This window comes from Microbacterium oleivorans NBRC 103075 (assembly GCF_001552475.1).
GTDB classification, from domain to species: Bacteria; Actinomycetota; Actinomycetes; order Actinomycetales; family Microbacteriaceae; genus Microbacterium; species Microbacterium oleivorans.
This window is the reverse complement of the sequence record NZ_BCRG01000004.1, coordinates 67096-92310: the sequence shown is the minus strand read 5'-3', so window position 1 is coordinate 92310 and position 25215 is coordinate 67096. Positions and strand designations below refer to the sequence as shown.

The window sequence follows — 25215 nt, the reverse complement described above, 5'->3', positions numbered from 1 at the left end:
GGGCGGCCCCGACCACGCGATCGCCTGCGGACGTATGATTGTCCGTTGCGCCTGCCGACCGAACGGACTGCCTCGTGATCGAGATCCTCACCCCTGACCAGATCGACCGCGCCCGCGTGACGGGCGGCCTCGTGGGCGACATCCTGCACGGCATCAAGGAGCGGGTGAAGCCGGGGACGAACCTCCTCGAGATCGACGCGTGGGCGAAGGACATGATCCTCGGCGCGGGCGCCGAATCCTGCTACGTCGACTACGCGCCGTCCTTCGGCCGCGGACCGTTCGGTCACTACATCTGCACCGCCGTCAACGACGCCGTGCTGCACGGCCGACCCCGCGACCAGCGTGTCGTGGCGGGCGACCTCCTGACCCTCGACCTCGCGATCAAGACGAGCGGCGTCGCCGCCGACGCCGCGATCAGCTTCACGGTGGGCGGTGGCGCGCACGCCGAGAACGACCCGCTCATCACGGCGACCCAGGAAGCCCTCGCCGCCGGCATCGAGGCCGCCCAGCCCGGTGCCCGTATCGGCGACATCTCCGCTGCCATCGGCGACGTCCTCACGGGGGCGGGCTACCCCGTCAACACCGAGTTCGGCGGGCACGGCATCGGCACGACGATGCACCAGGACCCCCATGTGTCGAACATCGGCCGCGGCGGCCGCGGCTACCGCCTGCGCCCCGGACTCATGCTCGCCATCGAGCCCTGGGTCATGGTCGACACCGACGAGCTCAAGGTCGACGACGACGGCTGGACGCTCCGGAGCGCGACGGGATGCCGCACGGCGCACACCGAGCACACCGTGGCGATCCTCGAGTCCGGCAACGAGATCCTCACGCGACCCACGCGCTGAGCCTCAGCGACGGGGAACCGTCGACCCGCGGATGACCAGGCGGACCGGCAGATGCCGGACACCCTCACCCATCTCCGCTCCATCGATCGCCTCGAACACGCGCTGGGCCGCGCGACGACCGAGTTGCTGCAGGTTGGCGTCGATACTCGTGAGCTCGGGGCGCGAGTTCGTCGCGAGGAGCTCCCAGTTGTCGTATCCGATCACGGCGAGGTCGTCGGGAACGGAGCGCCCGAGATCGCGCGCCGTATCGATGACGCCCCGCGCGATCTGATCGGATGCCGCGAACACCGCGTCGATCTCAGGGTGGCGCCCGAGAAGGGTGGCCGCGGCATCCCGTCCCCAGTGCTCGGACCAATCTCCCGAGAGCGGCTCGCCGACGAATTCGAGCCCGGCGTCGGCGAGCGCTGAGCGGGCGCCGTCGAGCCGTTCGCGTGCGGCGGCGTAGGTCGGGTCCCCCGAGATGTGGGCGATACGGGTCCGCCCGCACGCGAGGAGGTGCTCGACGGCGAGGCGACCGCCTGCGCGATTGTCCGGGGTGAGGGAGAGGTCCCGGTCGTCGTCCGACGGAGCGTACGCGTAGACGACGGGCACCGGGATGTCCTGCCCGAGTGACGGGCGCGGGTCGGTCTGGCGCCCCACGACGATGATGCCGTCGACCCGGCGACTCAGCAGCGCGCGCAGGTGGTGCTGCTCGCGGATCGCGTCGCCGCGCGCATCGCAGAGGAAGACGTTGACCTGACCGGCCCCGAAAGCGTCTTCGGCGCCCATGAGGATCGGCAGCATGAAACGACCGTCGAGGTCGCTCGTGAGCAGGCCGACGGTCCCCGTCCGACCGGCGAGCAGCCCTCTGGCCATGGCGTTCGGGGTGAAGGCGAGGTCCTCGGCGGCCTCCAGCACCCGTCGACGAGTCGCGGGCGCGACGTCGGTGCGACCGTTCATCGCCTTCGACGCGGTCGCGAGCGACACTCCGGCGAGTCGGGCGACGTCGCTGAGCGTCGTGGTGCGGACGCCCGTGTCGTTACTGGCCATGCGATCCCTTTTCGAAATCATTTCGGTGGACGCTCTTGACCCTACTCCCTACCGGCAGTATCGTCCCGAAATGGGTTTCGATATTTTCGAGGCCCGACCGAAGCACCTGGTGCCTGCGGCGACCGCCGCGACACTCACTCGACGGAGAGTAAGAGGACATCGCGATGAACACCTTCCCCCGCCGCTCCCGACGGCGGACACTCACGGCCCTGCTCGCAGCCGGAGCACTCATCGGCTCGCTCGCGGCCTGCGCCGGCGGCTCGCCCGGCACCACACCTCCCGCAGACATCCCCGCGGAGGGCGTCGACGATGGATCGACCCTGACCCTGTGGACCCGCGCACCGCTCGAGAAGCAGGCCAAGCTCCTCGTCGAGGCGTACAACGACTCGCACGAGAACCAGGTCGAATTGACGGTCGTCCCGAACGACGACTACGTCGCCAAAGTGGGCGCGGCCGCCGGATCGAACGGCCTTCCCGACCTGTTCGCCGCCGACATCGTCTATGTCCCGAACTGGGTGGAGCAGGGTCTCTTCCAGGACATCTCCGCGCAGATCGACGGGCTCGACTTCAAGGACCAGATCAACCAGGGCCATCTGAGCGCCGGAACCTCCGACGGCAAGGAGCACGTGCTCCCGTTCGTGCTCGACCTGTCGATGCTCTTCTGGAACAAGGAGCTCTTCACCGAGGCGGGCCTCGACCCTGACAAGGCCCCCGCCGACCTCGAGGAGTTCGCCGCGGCGGCCAAGGCGATCCAGGCCCTCGACAAGCCCGGCGTCTACGGAACCGCGACCGGCCTGAACTGCGGCGGCTGCCTGCTCTTCACCTGGTTCCCCGCGATCTGGGCCGACGGCGAGAAGGTGCTCGGCGAGGACGGTACCGAATCGCTGCTCGCCGGCGACACCGCGAAGGAGATCTACTCCACGTGGAAAGACCTCTGGGACTCGGGCGCGGTCCTTCCGAGTTCGCAGGACGAGACGGGTCCCACCTGGACGGCCGGATTCACCGAGGGCAAGGTCGGGCTCATGTACTACCCCGCCACCCTGCTGTCCTCGACGCCCTTCGACGCCGGAGTCGCCGGCATCGCGGGATCGAACGGCGGCGCCTCGACCTTCGTCGGCGGTGACGGTATCGGCATCTCGAAGGATTCCAAGAAGTCCCCGCAGGCATGGAACTTCCTCAACTGGCTGATGTCCGAGGACGCGCAGGTGGGTGTCCTCGCGAAGAACAAGGACGTCGTCTCGAGGGCTGACCTCGCGTCGAACACGTTCTCCGACGCCGACCCCCGACTCGTCACCATCAACGAGGTCGCCGGCAAGGGCGACACCCCGGTCGCGCTCAACTTCCAGCAGGCGTTCAACGCACCCGGAAGCCCGTGGCTGACCCTCGTCCGAAACGCTGTTCTCGGCGACGGCGACTCGGTCGACGCCGACAACGACGAGATCACCGCGATCCTCCAGCAGTGATCCGAGCGGGGGTCGCCTCGACCGATGCGACCCCCGCTTCCACCCCGGCACGAAAGGTCGACATGGTCGTCACCGCTCCCCCTCCGCGCACCCGACGGCGGTCCCGCCCCCTCGGCGGACCCGCTCAGGGCTGGGGCTTCGCCGCCCCGACGGCGCTGTTCGTCATCTTCCTGTTCGTCATCCCCCTGCTGCTCGTGCTCCAGATGTCGGTCTCCGACTGGCCCCTGCTCGGGGGAAACCGGGGAGTGAACTTCCCCGAGAACTACATCGATGCGGTCGATCACCGCTTGTTCTGGGACTCGATCCGGTTCACCCTGATCTACACCGTGATCACGACGGTCCTCCTCCTCGGCCTCGGCCTCGGACTCGCCCTCATCGTGCAAGAGAGCACACGCTGGAAAGGGTTCCTGCGGACGGCGTTCCTGGTACCGAGCGCCCTCGGTCTCGCCTCCGCGTCGCTGCTCTTCTACGTGCTCTACTCGCCGATCGCGGGCCCCTTCGCCGACCTGATGGATGCCTGGGGCATCACCTTCCTCGGCACCCCCGAGGGCGCACTGTGGTCGACGGTGTTCCTCATCGTGTGGCGCTACGCCGGCTTCTACATGCTGCTGATGCTCGTGGGGCTGCAGGGCATCCCGGACGAGGTGTACGAGGCGGCGCGCATCGACGGCGCGTCACGATGGCAGACGTTCCGCGACGTCACCGTTCCGCTGCTGCGCCCCACCTTCGCACTCACCACCGTGATGTGCGTCACCGGCTCGTTGCTGGCGTTCGAGCAGTTCTACATCCTCACCAAGGGTGGCCCGGACAACAGCACCGTCACCATCGTGCAGCTCATCTACAGCGTCGCGTTCCAAGGGCAGAACAGCCTCGGTGTCGCCGGAGCCCTCTCGGTGATCGTGCTGCTCACCCTCGTCGTCATCAACATCTTCCAGTTGCGCGCGTTCCGCCGCCCCGACGAAAGCTGAAGCGATGGCCATGACCGCCACCCGCACCCTGATCGCCCCCGGCTCCGCCCCGACGCCGCCCCGACGCCGCCGGTCCCGTGCGCGACGGGCGGTGCTCGGCATCCCGTCCGCCGTCTTCACGACGGCCCTCGCGATCATCTTCCTGTACCCGCTCATCTGGACGGCGATCTCGTCCGTCGGCCCGCGGGCCGGCACCAGCCAGACCGACGGATGGGGCTTCGGCAACTACCTCGCTCTCGCCGACTATCAAGCCGGCGTCTGGGTGTACCTCGGCAACTCGCTCTTCGTCTCACTGCTGACCGTGACCCTGACACTGCTGCTCTCGCTGACGGGCGGCTACGCGTTCGCGCGTTTCGACTTCCCCGGGAAGAACGTCCTGTTCCTGCTCGTCCTGGCGATCCTGATGGTGCCCTACGCGACCCTCCTGATCCCGCTCTACGTTCTGCTGAACGCCGTCGGGCTGCAGAACTCGCTCGTCGGCGTGGCGCTGGTCATCACCATGTTCCAGTTGCCGTTCTCGATGTTCATGATGCGGGTCTCCTTCGAGTCGGTCCCCCGCGAGTTCGACGAGGCCGCCATGGTCGACGGATGCACACCGCTGAGTGCCCTGTGGCGGGTCCTCATCCCCGCGGTCAAGCCGGGTCTCATCACGGTCGGCCTGTTCGCGTTCCTGACGGCGTGGAACGACTTCTTCGCCCCGCTCATCCTCATCAACGACTCCGCCCGGATGACCCTCCCCCTGGCCGTCGCGAACCTCCGCGGTCAGGCCCAGGGAGTCGTCGACTACGGCGCCACCGAGGCCGGGGTCGTCGTGCTGGCACTGCCCTGCATCCTGCTCTTCCTGATCCTGCAACGCCACTACGTCCGCGGCTTCATGTCCGGCGCCTTCAAGGGATGACCATGACTCCTCTGTTCCCGCACACTGCGATCACTCCGCCCGTCGCGCCTGCCAGCCCCAGTCGCGGGCGGGTGCGCCCCCTGGGTCTGTCCGAGGTCACCGTGACGGGGGGGCTGTGGGCCGAACGGCAGCAGCTCAACGCCACCGAGACCCTCCCCCACATCCATGCGCGACTGGAGTCCGAGGGCTGGCTAAGCAACTTCGACCGTGCCGCGCGCGGCGCGCTCCCCGAGGGTCGTCGAGGGCGGGAGTTCTCGGATTCCGAGGTCTACAAGTACCTCGAGGCCCTCGCCTGGGAGGTGGGACGACGCCCCGACGCGGCCGCCGAACAGACCTTCCGCGACGTCGTCGCGAGGGTCGCGGCGGCGCAAGAGCCGGACGGGTACCTGAACACCATGTTCGGGCGCGCGGGCCAGGCACCCCGGTGGTCCGAACTCGAGTGGGGACACGAACTGTACTGCCTGGGTCACCTCTTCCAGGCCGCCGTCGCCCGGCACCGCACCCGACCGGACGCCGACGACGGGCTGGTGGCGATCGCGCGGCGGGCGGCCGACCTCGTCTGCCGAGTCTTCGGCCCCGGCGGGATTGAGCGGGTCTGCGGCCACGCCGAGGTCGAGACGGGGCTCGCCGAACTCGGGCGCGCCCTTCGCGAGCCGCGTTACCTCGCGCAATCGGCGCTGTTCATCGAGCGACGCGGGCACGGCACGCTCGCCGACATCGAGTGGGGGCGCGCGTACTTCCAGGACGATGTGCCGGTCCGCGAGGCGCACTCGCTGCGCGGCCACGCGGTTCGCGCGAACTACCTCGCCGCCGGTGCCGTCGACGTCGCCGTCGAGCAGGGCGACGACGAGCTGCTGGATGCCGTCCGTCGCCAGACCTCGCACGCCGTCGCGCGGCGCACCTACCTGACCGGTGGCCAGGGCTCGCATCATCAGGACGAAGCTTTCGGCGAGGACTGGGAACTGCCGGCAGACCGCGCGTACTCCGAAACGTGTGCGGGCGTCTCCTCCGTGATGCTGTCGTGGCGGCTGCTGCTCGCCGACGGCGACCCTGCGCACGCCGACCTCATCGAGCGCACGCTCTTCAACGTCGTCGCCACCGCGGTCGGGTCGGACGGGCGCTCGTTCTTCTATGCCAACACGCTCCACCAGCGCACCCCCGGCGAACCCGTCGATCCCGAGACGACGTCGCCGCGCGCCTCGTCATCGGTGCGTGCGCCGTGGTTCGAGGTCTCGTGCTGTCCGCCGAATCTGGCACGCACGATCGCCGCGCTGGGCGCCTACGTCGCCACGGCGGACGATCGCGGCATCCAGGTTCACCAATACGCCGATGCCGAGATCCGCACCACCGCGCCGTTCGGAGACGTCATCGCCTTCCACGTCGAGACGGCGTACCCGGACGACGGACTCATCCGGGTGCGCATCACCGAGTCGCCGGAGGACCCGTGGACCTTGAGTCTCCGGGTGCCGTCCTGGGCCGACTCCGCAACCCTGACCGACGGACGAGACGTGCAGACGCTCGCCCCGGGCATGGCGACGGTGCATCGTGTCTTCCGTGCCGGTGATGTGATCGAGCTGCGTCTGCCCTTGGAGGCCCGGGTGACGCATCCGCATCCGCTCATCGACGCGGTGCGCGGGAGTGTCGCGATAGAGCGCGGTCCGGTCGTCTACGCGCTCGAATCGACCGACCTCGGCGCTTCCGTCGACCGGGCCGTCGTCGATCGAGGGGCGCGTCCGGTCGAACGCGACGGCGAGGTCTGGCTGCCCATCGGGATTCGTGACGACGACGCCCGTACGTGGCCGTACGGCCCGGCCGATCTCTCCGCCGCAGCGGCGCGCGAGGTCAGGCTCGTGCCATATCGCGACTGGGGAGACCGGGGACCGTCGACGATGCGCGTGTGGCTCCCGACGACGCTGTAACAGGGGCCGCCGCGCTGTGCGTGCCCACCCCGCGACGCTACGCTCGGAGGGTGACCGAACGCGCCCCGCTCTCCCGCAAATTGACCGCCATCGCCGAGTCCGCGACCCTCAAGGTCGATGCCAAGGCCAAGGGCCTGCAGGCCGCCGGCCGACCGGTCATCTCCTACGCCGCCGGAGAGCCCGACTTCGCGACGCCGCAGTTCGTCGTGGATGCCGCTGCCGAGGCCCTCCGCGACCCCGCGAACTTCCGCTACACGCCCGCTGCCGGTCTGCCGGTGCTGCGTGAAGCGATCGCCGGCAAGACCCTCCGCGACTCGGGGCTCGAGGTCGCGCCGTCGCAGGTCATCGTCACCAACGGCGGCAAGCAGTCCGTCTACCAGGCGTTCCAGGCGGTCGTGAACCCGGGCGACGAGGTCCTGCTTCCCGCGCCGTACTGGACCACGTACCCGGAGGCGATCGCCCTCGCCGACGGTGTGCCCGTCGAGGTGTTCGCCGGGGCCGACCAGGAGTACAAGGTCACCGTCGACCAGCTCGAGGCCGCTCGCACCGACAAGACCACGGTGCTCGTCTTCGTCTCGCCGTCCAACCCGACCGGCGCGGTCTACACGCCCGACGAGACGAAGGCCATCGGCGAGTGGGCCCTCGCCCACGGCATCTGGGTGATCAGCGATGAGATCTACCAGAACCTCGTTTATGAAGGCGCCCGGTCGCAGTCGATCGTCGAAGCGGTGCCCGACCTCGCCGGGCAGACGATCCTCGTCAACGGCGTCGCGAAGACCTATGCGATGACCGGATGGCGCGTGGGCTGGATGGTGGGGCCTGCCGACGCCATCAAAGTCGCCGCCAACCTGCAGTCGCACCTCAGCTCGAACGTGAACAACATCGCCCAGCGTGCCGCCCTCGCGGCGCTCACCGGTCCGCAGGACGAGGCGGAGAGCATGCGGCAGGCGTTCGACCGCCGCCGCGGCCTCATCGTCGCCGAGCTCGCCAAGATCCCCGGCGTGACGGTGCCGAACCCGCTCGGCGCGTTCTACGTCTACCCCGATGTGACGGGCTTGCTCGGCCGCGACTGGGACGGTGTCCGCATCGACACATCGCTCGAACTCGCGGACTTCATCCTCGAGCGCGCCGAGGTCGCGGTCGTCCCGGGTGAGGCGTTCGGTCCGTCGGGCTACCTGCGTCTGTCATACGCGCTCGGTGAGGACCAGCTGCTCGAAGGCGTCCAGCGCCTGCAGCGCCTGTTCGCCTGAGGCCCCGGGCTTCGGTGACGAGCGCCGAAGTCCCACTCGGGCCGGGAATGGGCGCGCTGTTTCCGGCCGGATCGGGACCTCGGCGCCGAACGCGCGCCTCAGAGCTCGACGTCGAAGAGCACCGGCTCGGGCTGCAGCAGCACGCCGAACTCCGACTGCACGCGCTGCTGGATGAGCCGGGCGAGTGCGGCGACCTCTTCGGCCGTCGCGCGGCCCCGGTTGGTGAGCGCGAGCGCGTGCTTCGTCGAGAGCGACGCCTGCGAGCCGGGGAGGCGGAACCCCTTGCGCATGCCCGCCTGCTCGATGAGCCAGGCGGCGCTGATCTTCACGGGCGCAGGTCCGCCGACGCGAGGCGGGACGAACCCGGTGAACTGGTCGAGCGGAATGACGCGGTCTGCTTCGGGTTCCGGCGCCATCGACCAGCGCGGCGCCTCCGCGGGAAGCGTGGCCGCGAACTGCGCCGAGACGACGGGGTTCTGGAAGAACGACCCGGCACTCCATGTGTCCTGATCGCCCTCATCGAGGACCATGCCCTTGCGGGCGCGGATCTCGAGGACGGTCTCGCGGATCCACGCGAGCGGGACCGCGGCATCCGCGTCGAGCCCCAGCGCCGAACGCAACTGCGTGCCGCGCACGGGTACCGCACCGTGGCCGACTTGAGCGAGCTCGAGCGTGACCGACAGGATCACCGCGGAGCGCTCGGGCACCGAACCGTAGTGCTTCTTCAACACCGAGGTGCGAAGACCGAGGCCGAGATCGGATGCCGGCACCACCGACACGTCACCGGTCGACTCGTCGATCAGCTCGACCTCGACGAGCGTCTCGACGATCTCCTGCCCGTACGCGCCGATGTTCTGGATGGGAGCGGCGCCGGTGGTGCCGGGGATGCCCGCCATCGCCTCGATGCCGCTGAGTCCCGCGGCGACGGTCTGAGCGACGAGGTCGTCCCAGGAGTGACCGGCCTGCACCTTGAGTCGGACGTGTCCCGGGTTCGGCGACGGGAGCCGCTCGATGCCGGTCGTCCGGACGAGGATCACCGTGCCGTCGAACTCGTCGTCGCTGAAGAGCAGGTTCGAGCCGCCGCCGAGGACGAGCCACCGCTCCCCCGTCGACCAGACGTCGCGGAGCGCGTCGACGAGCTCGCCGGTCGTCCGCGCGTCGACGGTGCGCTGCGGCGTTCCCCCGACGCGGAGCGTCGTGAGTTGCGAGAGCGGGACGGGAGTGATCTCGGGCATCAGGATGCCGCGCGTACGCGCACCTGCGCCTTGCCGAGGACCGTCGTGCCCTCGTGACTGACGGTCAGGTCGATGCGGACGGTGTCGTCGTCGATCGCACCGACCTTCGCGACGACGGTGACGTTCGCGCCGGACTCGTTGTCGACCACGACGGGGCGCGTGAAACGCACACCGTATTCGAGGATGCGGCCCGAGTCGCCGAGCCACTCGACGATCGTCTCGACGGAGAGACCCATGGTGAGCATGCCGTGCGCGAGGACGCCGGGAAGGCCCACACGCTCCGCAACAGCATCATTGAAGTGGATGGGGTTGAAGTCGCCCGACGCTCCCGCGTATCGGACGAGCGAGGCGCGCGTCAGGTGCACAGTGCGTTCGGCGACGACGGTGCCGACCTCGAGAGTGGTCATTCGTCGCCTCCCACCAGCAGGACGGACGTCGCCGTGACGACGTGGTCGCCACCGGCATCCGTGATCTCGGCCTCACTCGTCACCATCGCGCCCTTGCCGAAGGCGCGGATGGCGGTGACCGTCAGAACGGCCGACAGCTCGTCGCCGGCGACGATCGGCCGCGTGTATCGGAAGCGCTGCTCAGCGTGGACGACCCGCTCGAGGACGATGCCCGAGTCCGGTTCGCTCAGCAACTGCTGCAGGGTGAAGTCCTGGATGACCATCGCGAATGTCGGCGGCGCGACGACGTCGGCGTAGCCGAGGGCCACCGCTGCGGCGGGGTCGTCGTGCTGCGGGTCGGTCGCGAAGACGGCGCGCGCGAACTCGCGGACCTTCTCTCGGCCGACGAGGTACGGGGCGGTCGGCGGGAAAGCTCGACCGAGCAACTCGGGATTCACAGGCACCGGACGATCCTACCGTCCGGGCCTCCGGTGGGCCCGGTCAGCGCGAGCGATGAGCGCGAACAGCTTTGATCGCAAGCTGCACGGCGATGAAGGTGAGGTAGACGGCGAACAGGACGTTCGCGGTGAACGGGTCGACGAGGGTCGCGAGCCACGCGCCGAGTGCCGTCGTCGTGCACGCGGCAATGCCGATGACGCCCGCGGCGACGAGGTCGACGTTGTGACGACGGAGGTTGCCGATCGTGCCCGAGATCGCGGTCGGAATCATCATCAGCAGCGATGTGCCCTTGGCGATGAGATCGCTCGTGCCGAAGAGGAACATGAGCGCCGGCACCACGATGACGCCGCCGCCGACGCCCAGGAGCCCCGCCATGGTGCCCGTGAAGACGCCGAGCACCGCGAAACCGACGCCGGTTCCCCAGGTGAGCGCCACCTCGGCGTCGCGCGAAGGGATGACGATGAACAGCGTCACGATGACGAGCACGAGGAAGGCGATGAATCCCCACCGGACCGCGTTCTGCGGCAGCCGCGCCAGCAGCCACGTGCCGACCTGCGCGCCGATGACGGCGCCCGCCGCGAGGATGATCGCCGGGATCCAGGCGACCGCGCCCACGGCGGCGTAAGAGATGACGCCGACTGCGGCGGTCGGCACGATCGCGGCGAGGGACGTGCCCGCCGCGCGGCGCTGGTCGAAGACGAGGAGCGTCAGCAGCAGCGGGACGATGACCGTGCCGCCGCCGACGCCGAACATGCCCGACATGAGCCCCGCGAGCAGCCCGATCGACAGCGCGCCGAGGTAGTAGCGGACGGTGCGGTCGGTGGTCGGAAGCGTGGTCACGAGAGAGGGTCCGACACGAAACGCATGCGTCGACCCTACTCCCGGGCTGACGCGACACCGCCTGCGGGGTGCGGCATACGATCGGATCATGTCCTCTTCGCTCGTCCTCGTAGCCAATGCCGGTGACTCCTCGATCAGCACGTTCCGCGTGACGGATGCCGGACTCGATCGCCTCTCCGTCACCGAGGGGACCACCGGGTGCTCGAACTTCGCCGTCGACGCCGAGCGCGGCTTCGTCTACGCCTCGGTCAAAGCCGACGATGACAACGCGGATGCCGGCATCCTGACCCTCTCGCTCGATCGTGAGACCGGCGTGCTGACGCCGCAGTCCCGGGTGTCGCTGCCCGGCGGCGCGATGAACTACCTGTCGCTGACGCGGGACGGTTCGGTCCTCCTGGGGGCGGCCTACTCCGGCGGCTACGGCATCGTGTGCGTGGTCGGTGCCGGAGGCGAGGTCTCGGCACCCGCGGCCGAGGTGCGCTTCCCGCGGCTCCACTCCGTGATGGCCAGCGCAGACGGGCGTCACTCCTACTTCGTCTCGCTCGAGACCGACCTCGTCGCGCAGTTCTCGCTCGAAAGCGACCTCTCCCTGACGCCGCTCGACCCGCCGACTGCCGACGCGCCTGCCGGCAGCGGTCCGCGCCACCTGGCGTTCAGTGACGACCAGCAAACGGTCTACGTCCTGACCGAGTTCACCGGCGAGGTGTTGCGCTACCACCGCGACCCGTCGTCGGGCGCGCTCGCTCTGGTCGATTCGACTCCCGCGCACGACCCGTCCGAGAAGCTGCGCCACAGCGTCATCGACGAAGACCCTCGGAAGAATCGCTACGTGTGGGGCGCCGACATCCATCTCACCGACGGCGTCGTGTGGGCGTCTGAGCGCACGGCGAGCACGCTCGCGGCACTCCCAATCGACGCCGACGGCTCCCTCGCCGCGCCCGCCGGATTCGTCGTGACCGAGACGCAGCCCCGCGGCTTCGCAGTCAACGGCGACCGCACGCTGCTCGTCGCGGCCGGCGAGCAGTCGACGGCGGTGTCGCTCTACCGGATCGACGGCACCGACCTGCACCTGCAGGGCCGATACGAGACGGGGCGCGGCGCGAACTGGGTGCGCTTCGCCTGACCCCGCTCAGCGCAGGAACTGCTCCGGGTCGAACTCCTCGATCGGGATGATGCGCACGCGCGGCAGCTGCGCGTCGAAGGCGCTCGCGTCGTATTCGAGGTCGAAGAAGCGAATGCCGGGGATCTGCGCGAACCCGCCGTTGCGGAACTCCTCGAAGGCGAGCACTCCGACGCGGCGCGAGCCGTCGGCCAGCACGCCGAGGTCGTCGACGAAGTCGCCGTCGTGGCTGACGAGCACGACGTCGTCGCCGTGGGCCTGCAGCGCCTTCAGCGTCCGCTGGATGGCGAGGTCGACGACCTTCTCGTCGGGATCGCCCGAGAGCGGCACGGGCTGGTAGCCGAGAGCCAGGAGGGCCTGGACGAACGACATCGGCAGGTTGATCGAGGCGTTCAGGAAGAAGAGGCCGCGCGCTTCCTGGTTCCACTGGTCGGCGACGAAAGACAGGATCCGGTCCCAGCGCGGACGCTCGTCGGGCTGCGGACGCCGCCCGAGGATCGATCCGCCGAGCGTCGCGTCGATGTTCTCACCGTCGACGAGAATCCAGGTCCTGCGATTGTCGGCCATGCCGCCTCCTCTACGCGCCCCGTCAGAGCTGTGCCGGCGCGCCGGACTCATCCTAGGCGGCGGCCGCGCCGCATCCCGGTGTCACCAGCGGCGACCGAACACGCCTGCCAGCAACGTGTGCGCGAGCGGCAGGAGCGACCCCGTCATGAGGACCCCGCCGAGCACAGGGTCCTCAGGGCGAAGCGTGGCCCCACCGACCAGGAGCGCGGCGAACAGCAGCCCCGAGAGGGTGCGACGGCCGAGCTGCTCGAGGCGCGCGACGCGGCGCTCGAGCGCCGGGTCGGGAAGTGAGATCCGGTGATCCTCGACGCGGGTGATGAAATCGTCGACGCGCGCGGGCAGACGGGACGCCGTGGCGATCCCCGACACGGCACGGCGGAGGACGTCGGTGACGGCGTTCCGTCCTTCTTCCCGCACGAGGCGCGAGGCGTACGGCTCGACGGCATCCCACAGGTTGAAAGCCGGGTTGAGCGCACTGCAGACGCCCGACGTCAGCGACATCGCACGGACGATGAGGAGGAAGTTCTCCGGCAATTGGAACGGCAGCGAGCGGACGACATCCTGGAACTCGATCGCGAACGCCCGGAACTCCCGCGGGTCGACTTCGCGGAGCTCCGCGAAGCCCATGCCGCCGAAACGCGCGAACAGCTGGGTCATGGCGCGTTCGAGCTCGGTCGTGTCGGCGCTCGGCAGAAGGACGCCCACGTCGCGGATGCTCTGCACGAGGGCGACACCGTCTCGCGCGGCGACGGCGATCATGAGCCGGCGGAGCCCGTTGCGAAGGTTCGGCGGGACTTCGCCCATCATCCCGAAGTCGATGAAGGTGAGCCGCCAGGGGCGGGTCGCGGCACCGTCGGCATCCGTCCCCGGAAGCGGCGTGACGAAGATGTTGCCCGGATGCGGGTCGGCGTGGAAGAAGCCGTGCGTGAACACCTGGTCGAACATCACCGATGCGAACACCTGAGCGACCTCGTCGGGGTCGATCCCCGCCGCACGCAGCGCCTCGTGGTCGGTGATCTTGATCGCTGTGACGTCTTCGAGGGTGAGGGTGCGCCGGGACGTCCGCTCCCACACGACCGCGGGGACGCCGACGCGAGGGTCGCCGGCGAAGTTCGTGGCGAACCGCTCGCCGTTCGCCGCCTCCTGGAGGTAGTCGATCTCCTCGAGGCTGGTCTCGGCGAACTCCTCGACGAGCTGCGGGGCATCGACGCGATCCGACACGATCCGGACGTGGCTGAGCCAGCGCCCGACACGACGGAGGGCGGCGAGGTCGGTGTCGACGATTCCCTGGATGCCGGGGCGCTGCACCTTGAGGATGACGGCATCCAGCCCGGTGAGAGCTGCGTCCTCTTCTGCGAGCCGTGCGCGGTGCGCCTGTCCGAGGGATGCCGCCGCGACCGGCTCAGTCTCGACGCCGATGAACGCGCGGTCGAGGCTCACCCCCAGTTGCCCTTCGGCTTCTGCCCGGATGTCGGGGAACGGGACGGCGGGGACTTCGTCCTGCAGCCCTTCGAGCTCCTTCGTGATCTCCGGGGGCAGGACGTCGAGGCGCGACGACATGAACTGGCCGACCTTGATCATCAGGCCGCCGAGATCGATCGCCAGGCCGTGGAAGCGACGCGCGATGCGCTGCATCCGCGCCGACCGACCCCGCACGCCGATCCAGCCGAGACCGATGCGCGGCAGGAAGAGCTCGAACCACCATGTGACGGCGAGCGCCCTCGCCGCGAATCGAAGGATGCGGCGGTAGCGCGCTCGCGCGTCGCGGTCGTCGGGAAGGTCTTCGCCTTCCCGACGCCGTGCTGCCACGCGGGTCAGCCCTGCGCGAGGAGGGCGTAGAGCCGGCGGCGAGCCTCGTCGAGGATCTCCACGGCCTCCGCCACCTGCGCCGGCGTGCCCGTCCGCGCCACCTGCGCGGCGGCCTGGGCCAGCTCAACGCCCGCCTTGGGCAGTGCGGTCGCGCGGTGGTGCTCCTTCGTGGGTGCGGCGGTCTCCCACGGGGCGGAGCCGGCGGCTTCTTCCGCGACCATACGGCCGGCGTCGGTGAGCGAATAGGTCTTGCGGCCGCCCGCTTCTTCCGCGACGATCAGGCCCTCGTCGGCGAGGAGCTGAAGGGTGGGGTAGACGGATCCCGCGCTCGGCTTCCACGAGCCGCCGCTGCGCGAATCGATCTCCTGAATGATCTGGTAGCCGTGCATAGGACGCTCGGCGAGGAGCGCGAGGACCGCGGTGCGGACATCGCCACGGCTCATCCGGGAGGGACCGGGACGCTGATCGAACGACGTGCGGAACTGCTCGAACGCTTCCATGAGGCCCGCGCCGAGATTGCCGAGATCGAGGCCCTGCGGACCCGATCCGAACCCGCGACCGTTGCCGCCGAAGCCGTTCGAGCCAAAGCCCTGCGAACCGAATGGACTGTTCATGGTGTCTCCTCCACGTCGTGACCGATATACAACGATATATCGCTCACAACCTGCACGGGCGGGCGTCGGCAACTTCCCAGGCTCACTGATCAGGACTTTTACGGCGAGGCGAAGAAATGACGACGCCCAGGTAACATTCGGGTAACGCTCAGGTCGGTCGGACAGAGTAGGCGACTCGTGCCCGCCCGAACGGTCACGCTCGCCCGTCAAGGGCGTGTCCCCTACACGGAACCCTTACTTCTGCATGCCTACTGACTCGACATCCACGCCCACCCGCCGATCCATCCGAGCCGGAGAACGACTCGAAGAACGCCGCCTCAGGCGCCGTCCGATCCTCGTCCTCTCCACGCTCACCACCGCGTTCGTCATCGCCGCCAGCGCCACCGCCATGGCCCCCGCGCCGCAGGCGGCACAGGCGGAGATGAGCACTCCGGCCATCGCACTGGCTTCCTTCACCCGGACACTCCCCGAATCGCTGACCGAGGGCGTCGCGACCTCGGCTCCCGAGTCGAAGATCCAGTCGACGATCGACAAGGCCGAGAAGGCCGTGGCCGCCTCGACCGACGTCACCGCCGACATCAAGGCCTCGAAGCTCAACGTGGGAACGAAGGCGACCACCGTGCCGACCGATGACCTCACGGCGGCCGTCGACGAGCTCGAGACCGTCTCCGCGATGCCCCTCCTCCTCGACACGCGCGACGCCACGACGGCCGTCGAGGCTGAGATCGCCACGGTGAACGAGAAGACCAGCGCGTTGCGCGGTCGACTCGATGCCGCCGTCGAGAAGGAGAAGGAGCGGGTCGCCGAGGAGAAGCGTAAGGCCGAGGCCGCGGCGAAGGCTGCTGCAGAGAAGAAGGCCGCCGAAGAGGCTGCTGCCGCCGAGGCAGAGGCGTCCTCGTCCCGCTCCTCGAGCACCAGCTCGAGCTCGTCGGACTCCTCCCCCGCGCCGTCGTCCGGCGGTTCCAGCGGCGGCACGTCTCCGTCCGCCGCCAAGGCGACCGCGCGTGCCATGCTCGGCGACTACGGCTGGGGCGACGACCAGTACTCGTGCCTCGTCTCGCTCTGGAACAAGGAGTCCGGCTGGAACTACCGGGCATCCAACCCCTCGAGCGGCGCCTACGGCATCCCACAGGCCCTCCCGGGCAGCAAGATGGGCAGCGTCGGATCCGACTGGCGCACCAACCCCGCCACGCAGATCGCCTGGGGCTTCGGCTACATCGACGGCCGCTACGGCAGCCCGTGCGGCGCGTGGAGCCACTCGCAGAACAACGGCTGGTACTGATCTCCGTCCGACCCGGCTGACACAACGGATGCCGCGGACCCCCGACACGTCGGTGGGGCCGCGGCATCCGTCGTTTCCGCGGTCAGCCTCAGGCGGTGAAGAACGCCTCCGCCACGCGGGACAGGTCGTGCAGGTCGCTGACGCCGGCGAGTTCGCGTGCCGAGTGCATCGACAGAATCGGGATGCCGACGTCCACCGTCGCGATTCCGAGCCGGGTTGCGGTGATCGGACCGATCGTCGATCCGCACGGCACGGCGTTGTTCGACACGAACTCCTGCGAGCCGACGCCCGCCGCGTCGCACCAGCCGTGCCAGGCGGCGGCACCCGAGCCGTCGGTCGCGTAGCGCTGGTTGGCGTTGATCTTGAGGATCGGGCCGGACCCGAGACGGGGCTGGACGACGGGGTCGTGCTTCTCGGCGTAGTTCGGGTGGACCGCGTGGCCCACGTCGCTCGAGACGCACCACGAGTCGGCGAGCGCCCGCAACTGCTGCTCGCGGTCGGCGCCGAGCGACAGCTGGATGCGCTCGAGGACGTCGGCGAGGAACGGGCCGGCGGCACCTGACCGGGTGGCGGACCCGACCTCCTCGTGATCGAAGACGGCGAGCATGGCGATACGGTCGGCGTCGAACCCCTCGGCCGCGCGCTCGATCGCGACGACGCCTGCGTGGACGGAGGCGAGGTCGTCGAGGCGCCCCGAGGCGAAGAACACGTCGTCCTTGCCGAAGACGGCACCGCGTGCGGCGTCGGCCGTCACGATGTCGTAACCACGGATGCGCGAGGCATCGACGCCTGCTTCAGCCGCGAGCTCGCCGAGGAGATCGGCGGAATCCGCATCGCCGAGACCCCACACGGGCTGGGTCTGGCGCTGCTTGTCGAGGGCGAGACCGTCGTTGACCTCGCGGTCGAGGTGGATCGCCAGCTGCGGGAGTCGCAGGAGTGGGCCCGTGGCGGCGAGGACCCTCGTGCCGTCGTCGAGGACGAGCCGCCCCGCGAGACGGAGCTCGCGGTCGAGCCAGGAGTTCAGCAACGGGCCGCCATAGACCTCGACGCCCGCCTGCAGCCAGCCGAGGCTTCCCGTCGTCGGGCGGGGCTTGAGCTTCAGGGCCGGGGAGTCGCTGTGCGCACCGAAGACGTGGACGCCGGTCGCGGCATCCGCTGCCGAGGGCACGACCCAGGCGAGCACGGCACCGTCGCGGACGACGAGGAACCGCCCGCCGGGCTGGGCCGGCCACGCCTCGCGCTCGTCGAGCTCGTGGAACCCGGCCTCCCGCAGGCGACGCGCGACCTCGGCGGCGGCGTGGTAGCTCGACGGTGAGGCGGCGACGAAGTCGGCGAGATCAGCAGCGTGGTCGAGCGCTGCGGAGCCGGTCACGGGCGTGGACATGGGTGTGCCTCCAGAGAAGGATGCCGGGCGGGACCCTCCGATCGTAGTTTCCCCGCGGCGGCGCAACCCCGTGGCGCCGCGCGACCCGCCGCGGTAGACCGGGCCCATGGCGAAGAAGGACGATGCGGCGATCCTCGAGGTCGGCGAGCACGAGGTGCGCCTGTCGAGCCCCGACAAGGTGGTCTTCCCCCAACCGGGACTCACGAAGCGCGACCTCGCCGAGTACTACCTCGCGGTCGCCGAAGGCGCCGTCCGCGGCGTCGCCGATCGTCCGATGGTGCTCAAACGGTTCGTGAAGGGGATCGACCAGGAAGCCTTCTTCCAAAAGCGCGTGCCCGAGAATCGACCCGCCTTCGTCTCGTCGGCAACCCTGCAGTACGCCTCCGGGACGAGTGCCGAAGAAGCGGTGATTCGGGATGCCGCAGGTCTCGTCTGGGCGGTGGGGCTCGGATGCCTCGACCTCAACCCGCATCCCGTTCGCGCGGACGACCTCGACCACCCCGATGAGCTCCGCATCGACCTCGACCCGATGCCCGGCGTGGAGTGGTCGCAGATCGTGGACGTCGCCTTCGTCGCCCGCGACGTGCTCGCCGATGTGGGGCTGGTCGGATGGCCGAAGACCTCCGGATCACGCGGCATCCACATTCTCGTCCGCACCGATCGGGCTCACGACTACCCGCAGATCCGGCTGGCCGCGCAGGCGCTCGCCCGCGAGGTGGAGAACCGCGCGCCGGGCCTCGCGACGGCGCACTGGTGGAAGGAGGAGCGCGGCGAGAGCGTCTTCGTCGACTTCAACCAGAACGCGAAAGACCGCACGGTCGCATCGGCCTACTCTGTGAGGCCGCTCCCGGATGCGCGGGTCTCGACTCCCGTCGAATGGGAAGAGCTGCGGGAGATCCGGCCGGAGGCTTTCACGGTGCTCACCGTCCCCACTCGCTTCGCCGAGCGCGGCGACCCGCACGCCGGCATCGACGATGCTCCGGGTTCACTCGATCGTCTGCTCGCGCTGGCCGGACGTCTGGGGCCGGCTGACCGCGCTCCGCGTGGCGGTGACGCGTCCGGTCGCCGTCAGTCGACGATGCCGCTCATCGAGATCTCCCGAGCCGCGACGAAGGGCGAGGCACTCGCGGGGCTCGATACGTGGAAGAAGCGGCATCCCGAGGTCGTCAGCCTCCTCTCCCCCGCCGACGTGCTCGTCGATGGCATGCGCGGCTCGAGCTCGCTCTGGTACCGCGTGCGTGTGAACCTTCAGCACGTCCCCGAGCCCGATCGGCCGCCGCAAGAGCCGCTCGAGGTCGATTACGACCCGTGGACGCGCTCCTCGGCACGCGACTCCTGAGCGTCCTCGTCTCGGCGCTTGCCGGAGCCGAGCGCGAAGCTCGCGCCCAGACCGATGACCAAGAAGCCCGCCGCGGTCAGGGCCGAGGCCCGGGTGCCGTCGGAGAAGGCGGTGCGCGCGGCATCCGCAATCTGCGCGTCAGCCGGATTCGCGTCGAAGCCGGCGATTGCGGCACCCGCGGAGTCCACGACGGCCGTCACCACCTTGTCGGCCGCGGGCGCGGGAAGGCCGGCGTCGTCGAGGGACGATGAGAGGACGCTTCCCGTCGTCGTGAACAGCACGGTGCCGAGGATCGCGACGCCGAGCGCCGACCCGACCTGCCGCGCAGTCGACTGGATGCCGGAGCCCTGACCGGACTTTTCGACGGGGACGTCCTGCAAGATGACGCCTGTGAGCTGAGCGGTCGCGAGTCCGACGCCGAAGCCGTAGATGGCGAGCGCCGGGACGAGCCATCCCCAGGCGGCATCCGGTCCGATGATGAAGCCGGCCCACGCGATGCCGATGATCTCCGCGAGGATGCCGGCACGGACGACGACAACCGGCGAGATCCTGCCGCTGAAGGCACCCGCGGCGCCGCTCGCGACGAAGGATCCTGCGGCGAGGGCGAGGAGGAGGAAGCCGACCTGCAGGGCGTCGAATCCGAGGACGAACTGCAGCCAGAGCGGCAGGGCGAGGATGAGGCCGAACTCGCCGAGCGAGACCACGAGGGCGGCGACGTTGCCGTTGCGGAACGAGGAGATGCTCAGGAGCGAGAACTCAATGAGCGGATCCTTGCCCCGCTGCGCCCGGCGGAGCCCCCACCAGATGAAGAGGATGAGCGCGATCAGCGTGACGCCGAAGGCGAAGGGGATCGGGGAGATCGAGAGGGGCCAGGTCCAGCCGCCGATCGTGAGACCGTCCTCCGCCGTCCACCAGCCGAACGTGCGGCCTTCGATCAGGCCGAACACGAGCGAACCGAACAGGACGATCGACAGCAGCGCGCCGACGACGTCGATCGAGCGGCGACGCGCTTCGCGCGATTCGGAAACCGTCAGCAGCACGCCGATCACGATGATGATGCCGAGCGGGATGTTGATGCCGAACGCCCAACGCCACGAGAAGGCCGTCGTCAGCCAGCCGCCCAGAAGCGGGCCGACCGCCGCCATGCCGCCGATGGTCGAGCCCCAGACAGCGAAGGCGATGCCGCGCTCACGCCCGCGGAAGGTCGAGTTGATGAGGGAGAGCGTCGTCGGCAGGATCATGGCGCCGCCTACACCCTGGGCGAACCGGGCAAGGATCAGCAGCTCGCCGGTCGACGCGAAGCTCGCGAGCACAGAGGATGCCGCGAAGATCGAGACTCCGAGGAGCATCACCCGGCGTCGACCGAAGCGGTCGGCCAAGGCGCCGAACAGGAGCAGGAGCGATGCGAAGACGAGCGTGTAGACCTCCTGCACCCACTGGACCTGGGTCGAGCTGATCTTCAGCTCTTCGACGATCGAGGGCACCGCGACGTTCACGATCGTCGAGTCGACGATGATGAGCGACACCGCGATGCTAATGAAGACGAGGCCGAGCCACCGCCGGGAGTCCTTCGCCATGAGATTTACCTCGCTTTTCTAGCAATCCGACAGCGATAGTACTCCTCCGGCGACGTGGTGCAACCCGTCAGAGGCTGTGGAGTTTCACGGAACGGATGCCGCCGTCCGCTACGTCGACCGTCATCAGTGTGTGGTCGGGCTGACGCCGCCGATCCGTCGGGGAGCCAGGGTTGAGTAGCCGCATCCCGCGCGGGGTCATCGTGTCCCACGGGATGTGGCTGTGGCCGAAGACGAGGAGATCCGTGTCGGGGAACGCGGCATCCATGCGTTCCTCGCGCCGCAGCTTCTGCCCGGTCTCGTGCACGACCGCGACGCGGACTCCGTCGATCTCGCGCCGGGCGATCTCGGGCAGCAGCCCACGCAGATCGTCGCCGTCGTTGTTGCCGTACACACCGAGCACGTCCCCGTGCTCACGAAGGTCGTCGAGAACGGATGCCGCGACCCAGTCCCCCGCATGGACGATGAGGTCGGCGGCATCCGCCTCTCGCAGCACCGCATCGGGAAGTCGTCTCGCCCGACCGGGGATGTGCGTGTCGGAGATCAGGAGCAGTCGCGTGGTCACCGCGGAAGGGTAGCCCAGCGGGCCAAGCGGGAACAGCCCCTGCGCGGGGCGCCCACGTGGGTGAAGCTTGAGACCACGCCCCCACGGGCGGCGAGAACCCGATGGAAGGAACCTCATGAGCACCCCCGAGAACCCGATCGATGACGGCATCCGGCTCGACCCGAGTGACGCACCCACCGAAGACACCACGGTGGGAGATACCGCCGAGGCGGACGCCGAGTTCGAGGGCTTCGCGCCCAGCGAGGCGGACGAGGTCGAAGAGACATATGCCGCGACCGACATCCAGCCGGAGTCGCAGGGCGAGGACCCGGTGATCGTCGAGCTCGGCGAGGAGGGCGAGGGCGACCTCTCCCCCATCGACGTCTGACTGGGCGTTACCCGCGCCGACGCGGGCGCCTAGGTCGTGTTGATCAAGAGGTTCGGGGACTTCTTGGCGGATGTTGAACGGTGGCGCGTCGCGAGGTGCTGCGAGGATGGGTGAATGATCCTGCCCGAACCGATCGACCTCGAAACGTGGACGCGCCGCGAGACGTTCGAGTACTACCGCGAGCGGGTGCCGTGCACCTACGCCATCACCGTCGAGATCGACGTGACTCAGCTCCTCGCTGCGCTGCGACGCACAGGGCGCAAGACATACCTCGCGCAGATCTGGGCGATCGCGAACGTTGTGAATCGTCGCCGTGAGTTCCGGATGGCGCTCACCGAGGATGGCGCGCCCGCCACGTGGCCCGTAGTGCATCCAGCGTTCACCGTGTTCAACGCGGAGCGCGAAACGTTCGCCGTGGTTTGGTCGCAGTACGACATGGACTTCGTCACTTTCCACGAGCGCACTGCCGAGGTGGTCGCGGATGCTGCATCCGCGACCACAATGTTCCCGCGGGGCGAGCTACCGCCCGACGTATTCGACGTCTCGAGCGTGCCGTGGACGCACTTCACCGGGTTCTCGCTCCAGATCGACGGTGGCACCCGGCATCTGCTGCCCATTTTTACGATCGGCCGGCACGTCGAACGCGGCGGGCGCACGTTCATGCCGCTGGCCGTCCAGGTGCACCACGCCTCGGCCGACGGGTTCCACACGGCGCGGCTCGTCAACGACATCCGGGAACTGATGGCGATACCGGAATGGGTGGAGCGCTCAGCCCTTAGGCCGTACCGATCAAGTCAGTCTTGATCCAGATCAGCGTGGCGGCGAGGGTGATCGCGGCGCGGTAACTGCGTGCGGTCTTGTCTGAGCGCAGCGCGATGCCGCGCCACTGCTTGAGCCGATTGAAGCAGCGCTCGACGACGTTCCGGCCGCGGTAGCGGGTCTTTTGCTGGTCGCCGAAGTCGATCGGCCGGCCCGGCTTCTTGCGACGGTGCGCGATCTGATCGTCCCGCTCAGGAATCGTCGCGGCGATCCCGCGATCGCGGAGCCATGCGCGATTCGCCTTCGACGGGTATCCCTTGTCGGCGAGCACCCGATCGGGACGGGTGCGGGGTCTGCCCTTCCCGGCGCGGGGCACGCAGATGTCCTTGAGTACCGCGGTCATCATCGTCGTGTCGTTGACATTCCCGCCGGTAACCATCATCCCCAGCGGTCTGCCGCGGCCGTCACAGACCAGGTGCAGCTTGGTCGTCAGCCCGCCACGGGAGCGGCCGATGCCGTGATCAGGCGGCTCGAACCACGGAGTCTTGTGATTCGACAGAGCCCCCTGTGTCCCTCTTTAGGGTCGCACCGTGCTGATGCACGCGCGCGATGGTCGAGTCGATCGAGACAACCCAGTCGATCTTCCCGGCAGCGTCGGCCTGCTTCTGCACCTCGGCAAGCAGCTTCGTCCAGGTGCCATCCTCAGCCCACCGATTGAACCGCTTGTAGATCGAGTTCCACTTCCCGAATCGCTCTGGCACGTCCCGCCACGGCGCCCCGGTGCGGTACTTCCACGCCATCCCCTCGAGAGCGAGTCGATGATCTGTCCACGGCCGCGACCGCCCTGTCACCGTCGGCATCAACGCTTCCGTAACCGACCACACCTCGTCAGAGATCTCCTGCCGCGTCACCGTTCAAGACTCACCCAACCAGTGGCGGAACCACTTGATCAACACGGCCTAGCGGTGGGCGATTCTTCGGGCGCGAGCGTCAGTCGACCGTGACGTCGGGCTTCGCGCCGTCGGCGATACCGCGGCCGAGCGCCTGACCCTGGACCAGCGCGGCGATGTCCAGGCCGGTCGTACTCTTGACCGCGTCGAACGTGGCCGCGAGGCTCTGCGACTGCTCACGCGCGATGTGGGTCGCGGCGGTGTCGCCACCGATGAGGGTGATCTTGCCGACGCTGGCATAGCCGGACGAGAACGACGCAACCATGTCGGGGAGCTTCGAGACGACCTCGCGGGTGAGGACCGCCTCCAGGTTCTCCTGCAGAGCCTCGGCCTCTGCCTGGATGGCAGCAGCCTTGGCCTCACCGGTCGCACGGATGGCGTCGGCCTCAGCCTCGGCCGTCGCGCGGCGAGCCTGCGCTTCGGCCTCGGCTTTGGCGAGAGTGGCGGCAGCTTCAGCAGATGCGGATGCCTGGCGGGCGTCAGCCTCACGCTGCACTTTGTAGGCGTCGGCGTCTGCCTTCTGCTGCTCGACGGCGCGGTCGGTCTCGGCCTGCTTCTGGCGCGTGTAGGCGTTCGCGTCAGCTTCGGTCTGCGCCTTGTACTTGTTGGCGTCGGCGACCTTCTTGACCTCGGCGTCGAGGGTGGCCTGCTTGTTCTCAGCCTTCTGCACGAGGACGGCCTGCTCACGCTCCGCCCGGGCAAGGTGCTCAGCCTGCTCGGCCTCCGCGTTCGCACGGCCGACCTCGCTTTTCGCAGAGGCCTTGTTCTTGTCTAGGGCGGTCTGTTCGATGAGGTTCGCCTCGTCGGTCGCGATCTGGCGCGCCTTCACCTCGCGGGCCGCGTTGATGCGGGCGACCTCTGCTTCACGGCGGACGCGCTCGACCTCGGCGGCACCGAGCGCCTCGATGTACCCATTGGTGTCGTTGATTCCCTGGATCGCGAACGAGTCCAAGACGAGACCCTGAGCCAGGAGGTCGCCTTTGACGCCTTCGGCGATCTGGTCGCTCAGCTTCTGGCGGTCCTTCATGACCTCTTCGACGGAGAGCATCGCGACGACGCCACGGAGCGCACCCTCGAGCTGTTCGGTCGTGAACGTGTCGATGGCCTGGTCCTGCGACGCGAACCGCTCGGCGGCGGCACGCACCTGGTCGGGCTGGGAACCGATCTTGACGAGCGCGACGCCGGCCACGTGCAGCGTCACGCCGTGGGTCGTCTGTGCTGTCGGCTCCATCTTGATCTGGCGGGAGCGGAGCGAGATCTTGTCGGACCGCTGAGTCAGCTTGTTGACGAAGGCGCCGCCGCCCGTGATGACGGTCATGTTCGAGGTCGTCCCGTCGGAGCCCCGCTGCTTCTTTCCGACGACGACGATGGCCTCGTCGCTCTGCGGCACTTGGTACCAGGCGCGGAAGAGGAGGAGGCCGATGCCGAGGATGAACAGCAGAACGACGACAGCGACCGCGACGACGATGATGATGGTGAAGTCCAAGAGCGGGCTTTCTTTGAGGCCCCGCCGGCGGGCGTGCACAAGAGCTGTGGACGATGGCGACGTCGGTGGCGGTCGATGCGATCACGGATCGGGAACGGTGATCG

At 68.9% G+C, this 25215-nt stretch carries 23 protein-coding genes and 1 pseudogene; 11 read left to right on the top strand and 13 right to left on the bottom strand.

Annotated features, from left to right (window positions below; translation table 11 throughout):
* Window positions 1-74 precede the first annotated feature (74 nt).
* A complete protein-coding gene (gene map, locus MO1_RS06245; protein WP_060915540.1) occupies window positions 75-848 on the top strand; it encodes a type I methionyl aminopeptidase in 774 nt (257 codons plus the stop codon).
* A 3-nt stretch (window positions 849-851) separates the two neighbouring features.
* Here the strand turns inward: map and MO1_RS06240 are convergent, their stop codons facing one another.
* The gene (locus tag MO1_RS06240) at window positions 852-1877 is read right to left on the bottom strand and encodes a LacI family DNA-binding transcriptional regulator (protein ID WP_018186928.1); all 1026 of its coding nucleotides are present in this window, start codon (window positions 1875-1877) and stop codon (window positions 852-854) included.
* A 164-nt stretch (window positions 1878-2041) separates the two neighbouring features.
* On the opposite strand from MO1_RS06240, the gene MO1_RS06235 reads away from it, so the two are divergent.
* The 5 genes from MO1_RS06235 to MO1_RS06215 are packed head-to-tail and all read left to right on the top strand — an operon-like array spanning window position 2042 to window position 8375.
* Window positions 2042-3340 (top strand): ABC transporter substrate-binding protein, encoded by a 1299-nt coding sequence (locus MO1_RS06235; protein ID WP_060915539.1) that lies wholly within the window; start codon window positions 2042-2044, stop codon window positions 3338-3340.
* Window positions 3337-4308 carry a carbohydrate ABC transporter permease gene (locus MO1_RS06230; RefSeq protein ID WP_200870177.1) on the top strand — a complete coding sequence of 324 codons (972 nt, stop codon included), beginning with the start codon at window positions 3337-3339 and terminating at the stop codon, window positions 4306-4308. The genes MO1_RS06235 and MO1_RS06230 overlap by 4 nt, the downstream gene beginning before the upstream one ends.
* 10 nt (window positions 4309-4318) lie before the next feature.
* Entirely contained in the window at window positions 4319-5206 is an 888-nt protein-coding gene (locus tag MO1_RS06225) for a carbohydrate ABC transporter permease (RefSeq protein ID WP_026302866.1), read from the top strand.
* Window positions 5207-5208: 2 nt separating this feature from the next.
* Window positions 5209-7125, top strand: a complete 1917-nt coding sequence (locus MO1_RS06220) for a glycoside hydrolase family 127 protein (protein WP_370670637.1) — start codon at window positions 5209-5211, stop codon at window positions 7123-7125.
* A 50-nt stretch (window positions 7126-7175) separates the two neighbouring features.
* Window positions 7176-8375, top strand: a complete 1200-nt coding sequence (locus MO1_RS06215) for a pyridoxal phosphate-dependent aminotransferase (RefSeq protein WP_060915537.1) — start codon at window positions 7176-7178, stop codon at window positions 8373-8375.
* A 98-nt stretch (window positions 8376-8473) separates the two neighbouring features.
* Here MO1_RS06215 and MO1_RS06210 read toward each other — a convergent pair whose 3' ends face one another.
* From MO1_RS06210 to MO1_RS06195, 4 genes are read right to left on the bottom strand one after another with little or no spacing between them, the layout of a single operon-like run.
* Complete coding sequence (locus MO1_RS06210; protein ID WP_060915536.1) at window positions 8474-9610, bottom strand: UDP-N-acetylmuramate dehydrogenase; 1137 nt, start codon at window positions 9608-9610, stop codon at window positions 8474-8476.
* Window positions 9610-10017, bottom strand: coding sequence for a MaoC/PaaZ C-terminal domain-containing protein (locus MO1_RS06205; protein ID WP_060915535.1), 408 nt, complete (start codon window positions 10015-10017; stop codon window positions 9610-9612). The genes MO1_RS06210 and MO1_RS06205 overlap by 1 nt, the downstream gene beginning before the upstream one ends.
* Window positions 10014-10460, bottom strand: a complete 447-nt coding sequence (locus MO1_RS06200) for an FAS1-like dehydratase domain-containing protein (protein ID WP_036310077.1) — start codon at window positions 10458-10460, stop codon at window positions 10014-10016. Before MO1_RS06200 ends, MO1_RS06205 begins: the two co-directional genes overlap by 4 nt.
* Before the next feature lie 37 nt (window positions 10461-10497).
* The gene (locus MO1_RS06195; protein ID WP_060915534.1) at window positions 10498-11295 is read right to left on the bottom strand and encodes a sulfite exporter TauE/SafE family protein; all 798 of its coding nucleotides are present in this window, start codon (window positions 11293-11295) and stop codon (window positions 10498-10500) included.
* A gap of 88 nt (window positions 11296-11383) precedes the next feature.
* Between MO1_RS06195 and MO1_RS06190 the strand changes: the two genes are divergently transcribed.
* Complete coding sequence (locus MO1_RS06190) at window positions 11384-12418, top strand: lactonase family protein (RefSeq protein ID WP_060915533.1); 1035 nt, start codon at window positions 11384-11386, stop codon at window positions 12416-12418.
* Window positions 12419-12424: 6 nt separating this feature from the next.
* Here the strand turns inward: MO1_RS06190 and MO1_RS06185 are convergent, their stop codons facing one another.
* The 3 genes from MO1_RS06185 to MO1_RS06175 form a co-directional block, all read right to left on the bottom strand.
* Complete coding sequence (locus tag MO1_RS06185; RefSeq protein ID WP_060915532.1) at window positions 12425-12982, bottom strand: NYN domain-containing protein; 558 nt, start codon at window positions 12980-12982, stop codon at window positions 12425-12427.
* A gap of 81 nt (window positions 12983-13063) precedes the next feature.
* On the bottom strand, window positions 13064-14791 hold the full coding sequence (locus MO1_RS06180) for an ABC1 kinase family protein (protein WP_060915531.1): 1728 nt from the start codon (window positions 14789-14791) through the stop codon (window positions 13064-13066).
* Between the two features lie 5 nt (window positions 14792-14796).
* Entirely contained in the window at window positions 14797-15405 is a 609-nt protein-coding gene (locus MO1_RS06175; RefSeq protein ID WP_036310083.1) for a PadR family transcriptional regulator, read from the bottom strand.
* A 244-nt stretch (window positions 15406-15649) separates the two neighbouring features.
* Between MO1_RS06175 and MO1_RS06170 the strand changes: the two genes are divergently transcribed.
* Window positions 15650-16687, top strand: coding sequence for an aggregation-promoting factor C-terminal-like domain-containing protein (locus MO1_RS06170; protein WP_060915530.1), 1038 nt, complete (start codon window positions 15650-15652; stop codon window positions 16685-16687).
* A gap of 88 nt (window positions 16688-16775) precedes the next feature.
* Here the strand turns inward: MO1_RS06170 and MO1_RS06165 are convergent, their stop codons facing one another.
* The gene (locus MO1_RS06165; RefSeq protein WP_060915529.1) at window positions 16776-18071 is read right to left on the bottom strand and encodes a M18 family aminopeptidase; all 1296 of its coding nucleotides are present in this window, start codon (window positions 18069-18071) and stop codon (window positions 16776-16778) included.
* Window positions 18072-18177: 106 nt separating this feature from the next.
* Between MO1_RS06165 and ligD the strand changes: the two genes are divergently transcribed.
* Entirely contained in the window at window positions 18178-19410 is a 1233-nt protein-coding gene (gene ligD, locus MO1_RS06160) for a non-homologous end-joining DNA ligase (protein WP_060915528.1), read from the top strand.
* Here the strand turns inward: ligD and MO1_RS06155 are convergent.
* Both MO1_RS06155 and MO1_RS06150 read right to left on the bottom strand, forming a co-directional pair.
* Entirely contained in the window at window positions 19371-20987 is a 1617-nt protein-coding gene (locus MO1_RS06155) for a DHA2 family efflux MFS transporter permease subunit (protein ID WP_060915527.1), read from the bottom strand. The genes ligD and MO1_RS06155 overlap by 40 nt on opposite strands.
* 67 nt (window positions 20988-21054) lie before the next feature.
* Complete coding sequence (locus MO1_RS06150; RefSeq protein WP_036310092.1) at window positions 21055-21549, bottom strand: metallophosphoesterase family protein; 495 nt, start codon at window positions 21547-21549, stop codon at window positions 21055-21057.
* 115 nt (window positions 21550-21664) lie between these two features.
* Here MO1_RS06150 and MO1_RS06145 point away from each other — a divergent pair, with 115 nt between their 5' ends.
* Window positions 21665-21916, top strand: coding sequence for a hypothetical protein (locus MO1_RS06145; protein WP_036310094.1), 252 nt, complete (start codon window positions 21665-21667; stop codon window positions 21914-21916).
* Window positions 21917-22030: 114 nt separating this feature from the next.
* Window positions 22031-22720, top strand: a complete 690-nt coding sequence (locus tag MO1_RS06140; RefSeq protein WP_060915526.1) for a CatA-like O-acetyltransferase — start codon at window positions 22031-22033, stop codon at window positions 22718-22720.
* Here the strand turns inward: MO1_RS06140 and MO1_RS14465 are convergent.
* Both MO1_RS14465 and MO1_RS06125 read right to left on the bottom strand, forming a co-directional pair.
* A pseudogene (locus MO1_RS14465) lies at window positions 22692-23586 on the bottom strand (IS5 family transposase). The gene MO1_RS06140 and the pseudogene MO1_RS14465 overlap by 29 nt on opposite strands.
* A gap of 79 nt (window positions 23587-23665) precedes the next feature.
* A complete protein-coding gene (locus MO1_RS06125; RefSeq protein WP_036310095.1) occupies window positions 23666-25111 on the bottom strand; it encodes an SPFH domain-containing protein in 1446 nt (481 codons plus the stop codon).
* Between the last annotated feature and the right edge of the window lie 104 nt (window positions 25112-25215).

Coding starts and splice junctions, on each gene's coding strand:
- MO1_RS06240 (WP_018186928.1), bottom strand. CDS start 1,877: ATGGCCAGTAACGACACGGGCGTCCGCACCACGACGCTCAGCGACGTC.
- MO1_RS06235 (WP_060915539.1), top strand. CDS start 2,042: ATGAACACCTTCCCCCGCCGCTCCCGACGGCGGACACTCACGGCCCTG.
- MO1_RS06225 (WP_026302866.1), top strand. CDS start 4,319: ATGACCGCCACCCGCACCCTGATCGCCCCCGGCTCCGCCCCGACGCCG.
- MO1_RS06220 (WP_370670637.1), top strand. CDS start 5,209: ATGACTCCTCTGTTCCCGCACACTGCGATCACTCCGCCCGTCGCGCCT.
- MO1_RS06210 (WP_060915536.1), bottom strand. CDS start 9,610: ATGCCCGAGATCACTCCCGTCCCGCTCTCGCAACTCACGACGCTCCGC.
- MO1_RS06205 (WP_060915535.1), bottom strand. CDS start 10,017: ATGACCACTCTCGAGGTCGGCACCGTCGTCGCCGAACGCACTGTGCAC.
- MO1_RS06190 (WP_060915533.1), top strand. CDS start 11,384: ATGTCCTCTTCGCTCGTCCTCGTAGCCAATGCCGGTGACTCCTCGATC.
- MO1_RS06185 (WP_060915532.1), bottom strand. CDS start 12,982: ATGGCCGACAATCGCAGGACCTGGATTCTCGTCGACGGTGAGAACATC.
- MO1_RS06175 (WP_036310083.1), bottom strand. CDS start 15,405: ATGAACAGTCCATTCGGTTCGCAGGGCTTTGGCTCGAACGGCTTCGGC.
- MO1_RS06170 (WP_060915530.1), top strand. CDS start 15,650: ATGCCTACTGACTCGACATCCACGCCCACCCGCCGATCCATCCGAGCC.
- MO1_RS06165 (WP_060915529.1), bottom strand. CDS start 18,071: ATGTCCACGCCCGTGACCGGCTCCGCAGCGCTCGACCACGCTGCTGAT.
- ligD (WP_060915528.1), top strand. CDS start 18,178: ATGGCGAAGAAGGACGATGCGGCGATCCTCGAGGTCGGCGAGCACGAG.
- MO1_RS06155 (WP_060915527.1), bottom strand. CDS start 20,987: ATGGCGAAGGACTCCCGGCGGTGGCTCGGCCTCGTCTTCATTAGCATC.
- MO1_RS06145 (WP_036310094.1), top strand. CDS start 21,665: ATGAGCACCCCCGAGAACCCGATCGATGACGGCATCCGGCTCGACCCG.
- MO1_RS06140 (WP_060915526.1), top strand. CDS start 22,031: ATGATCCTGCCCGAACCGATCGACCTCGAAACGTGGACGCGCCGCGAG.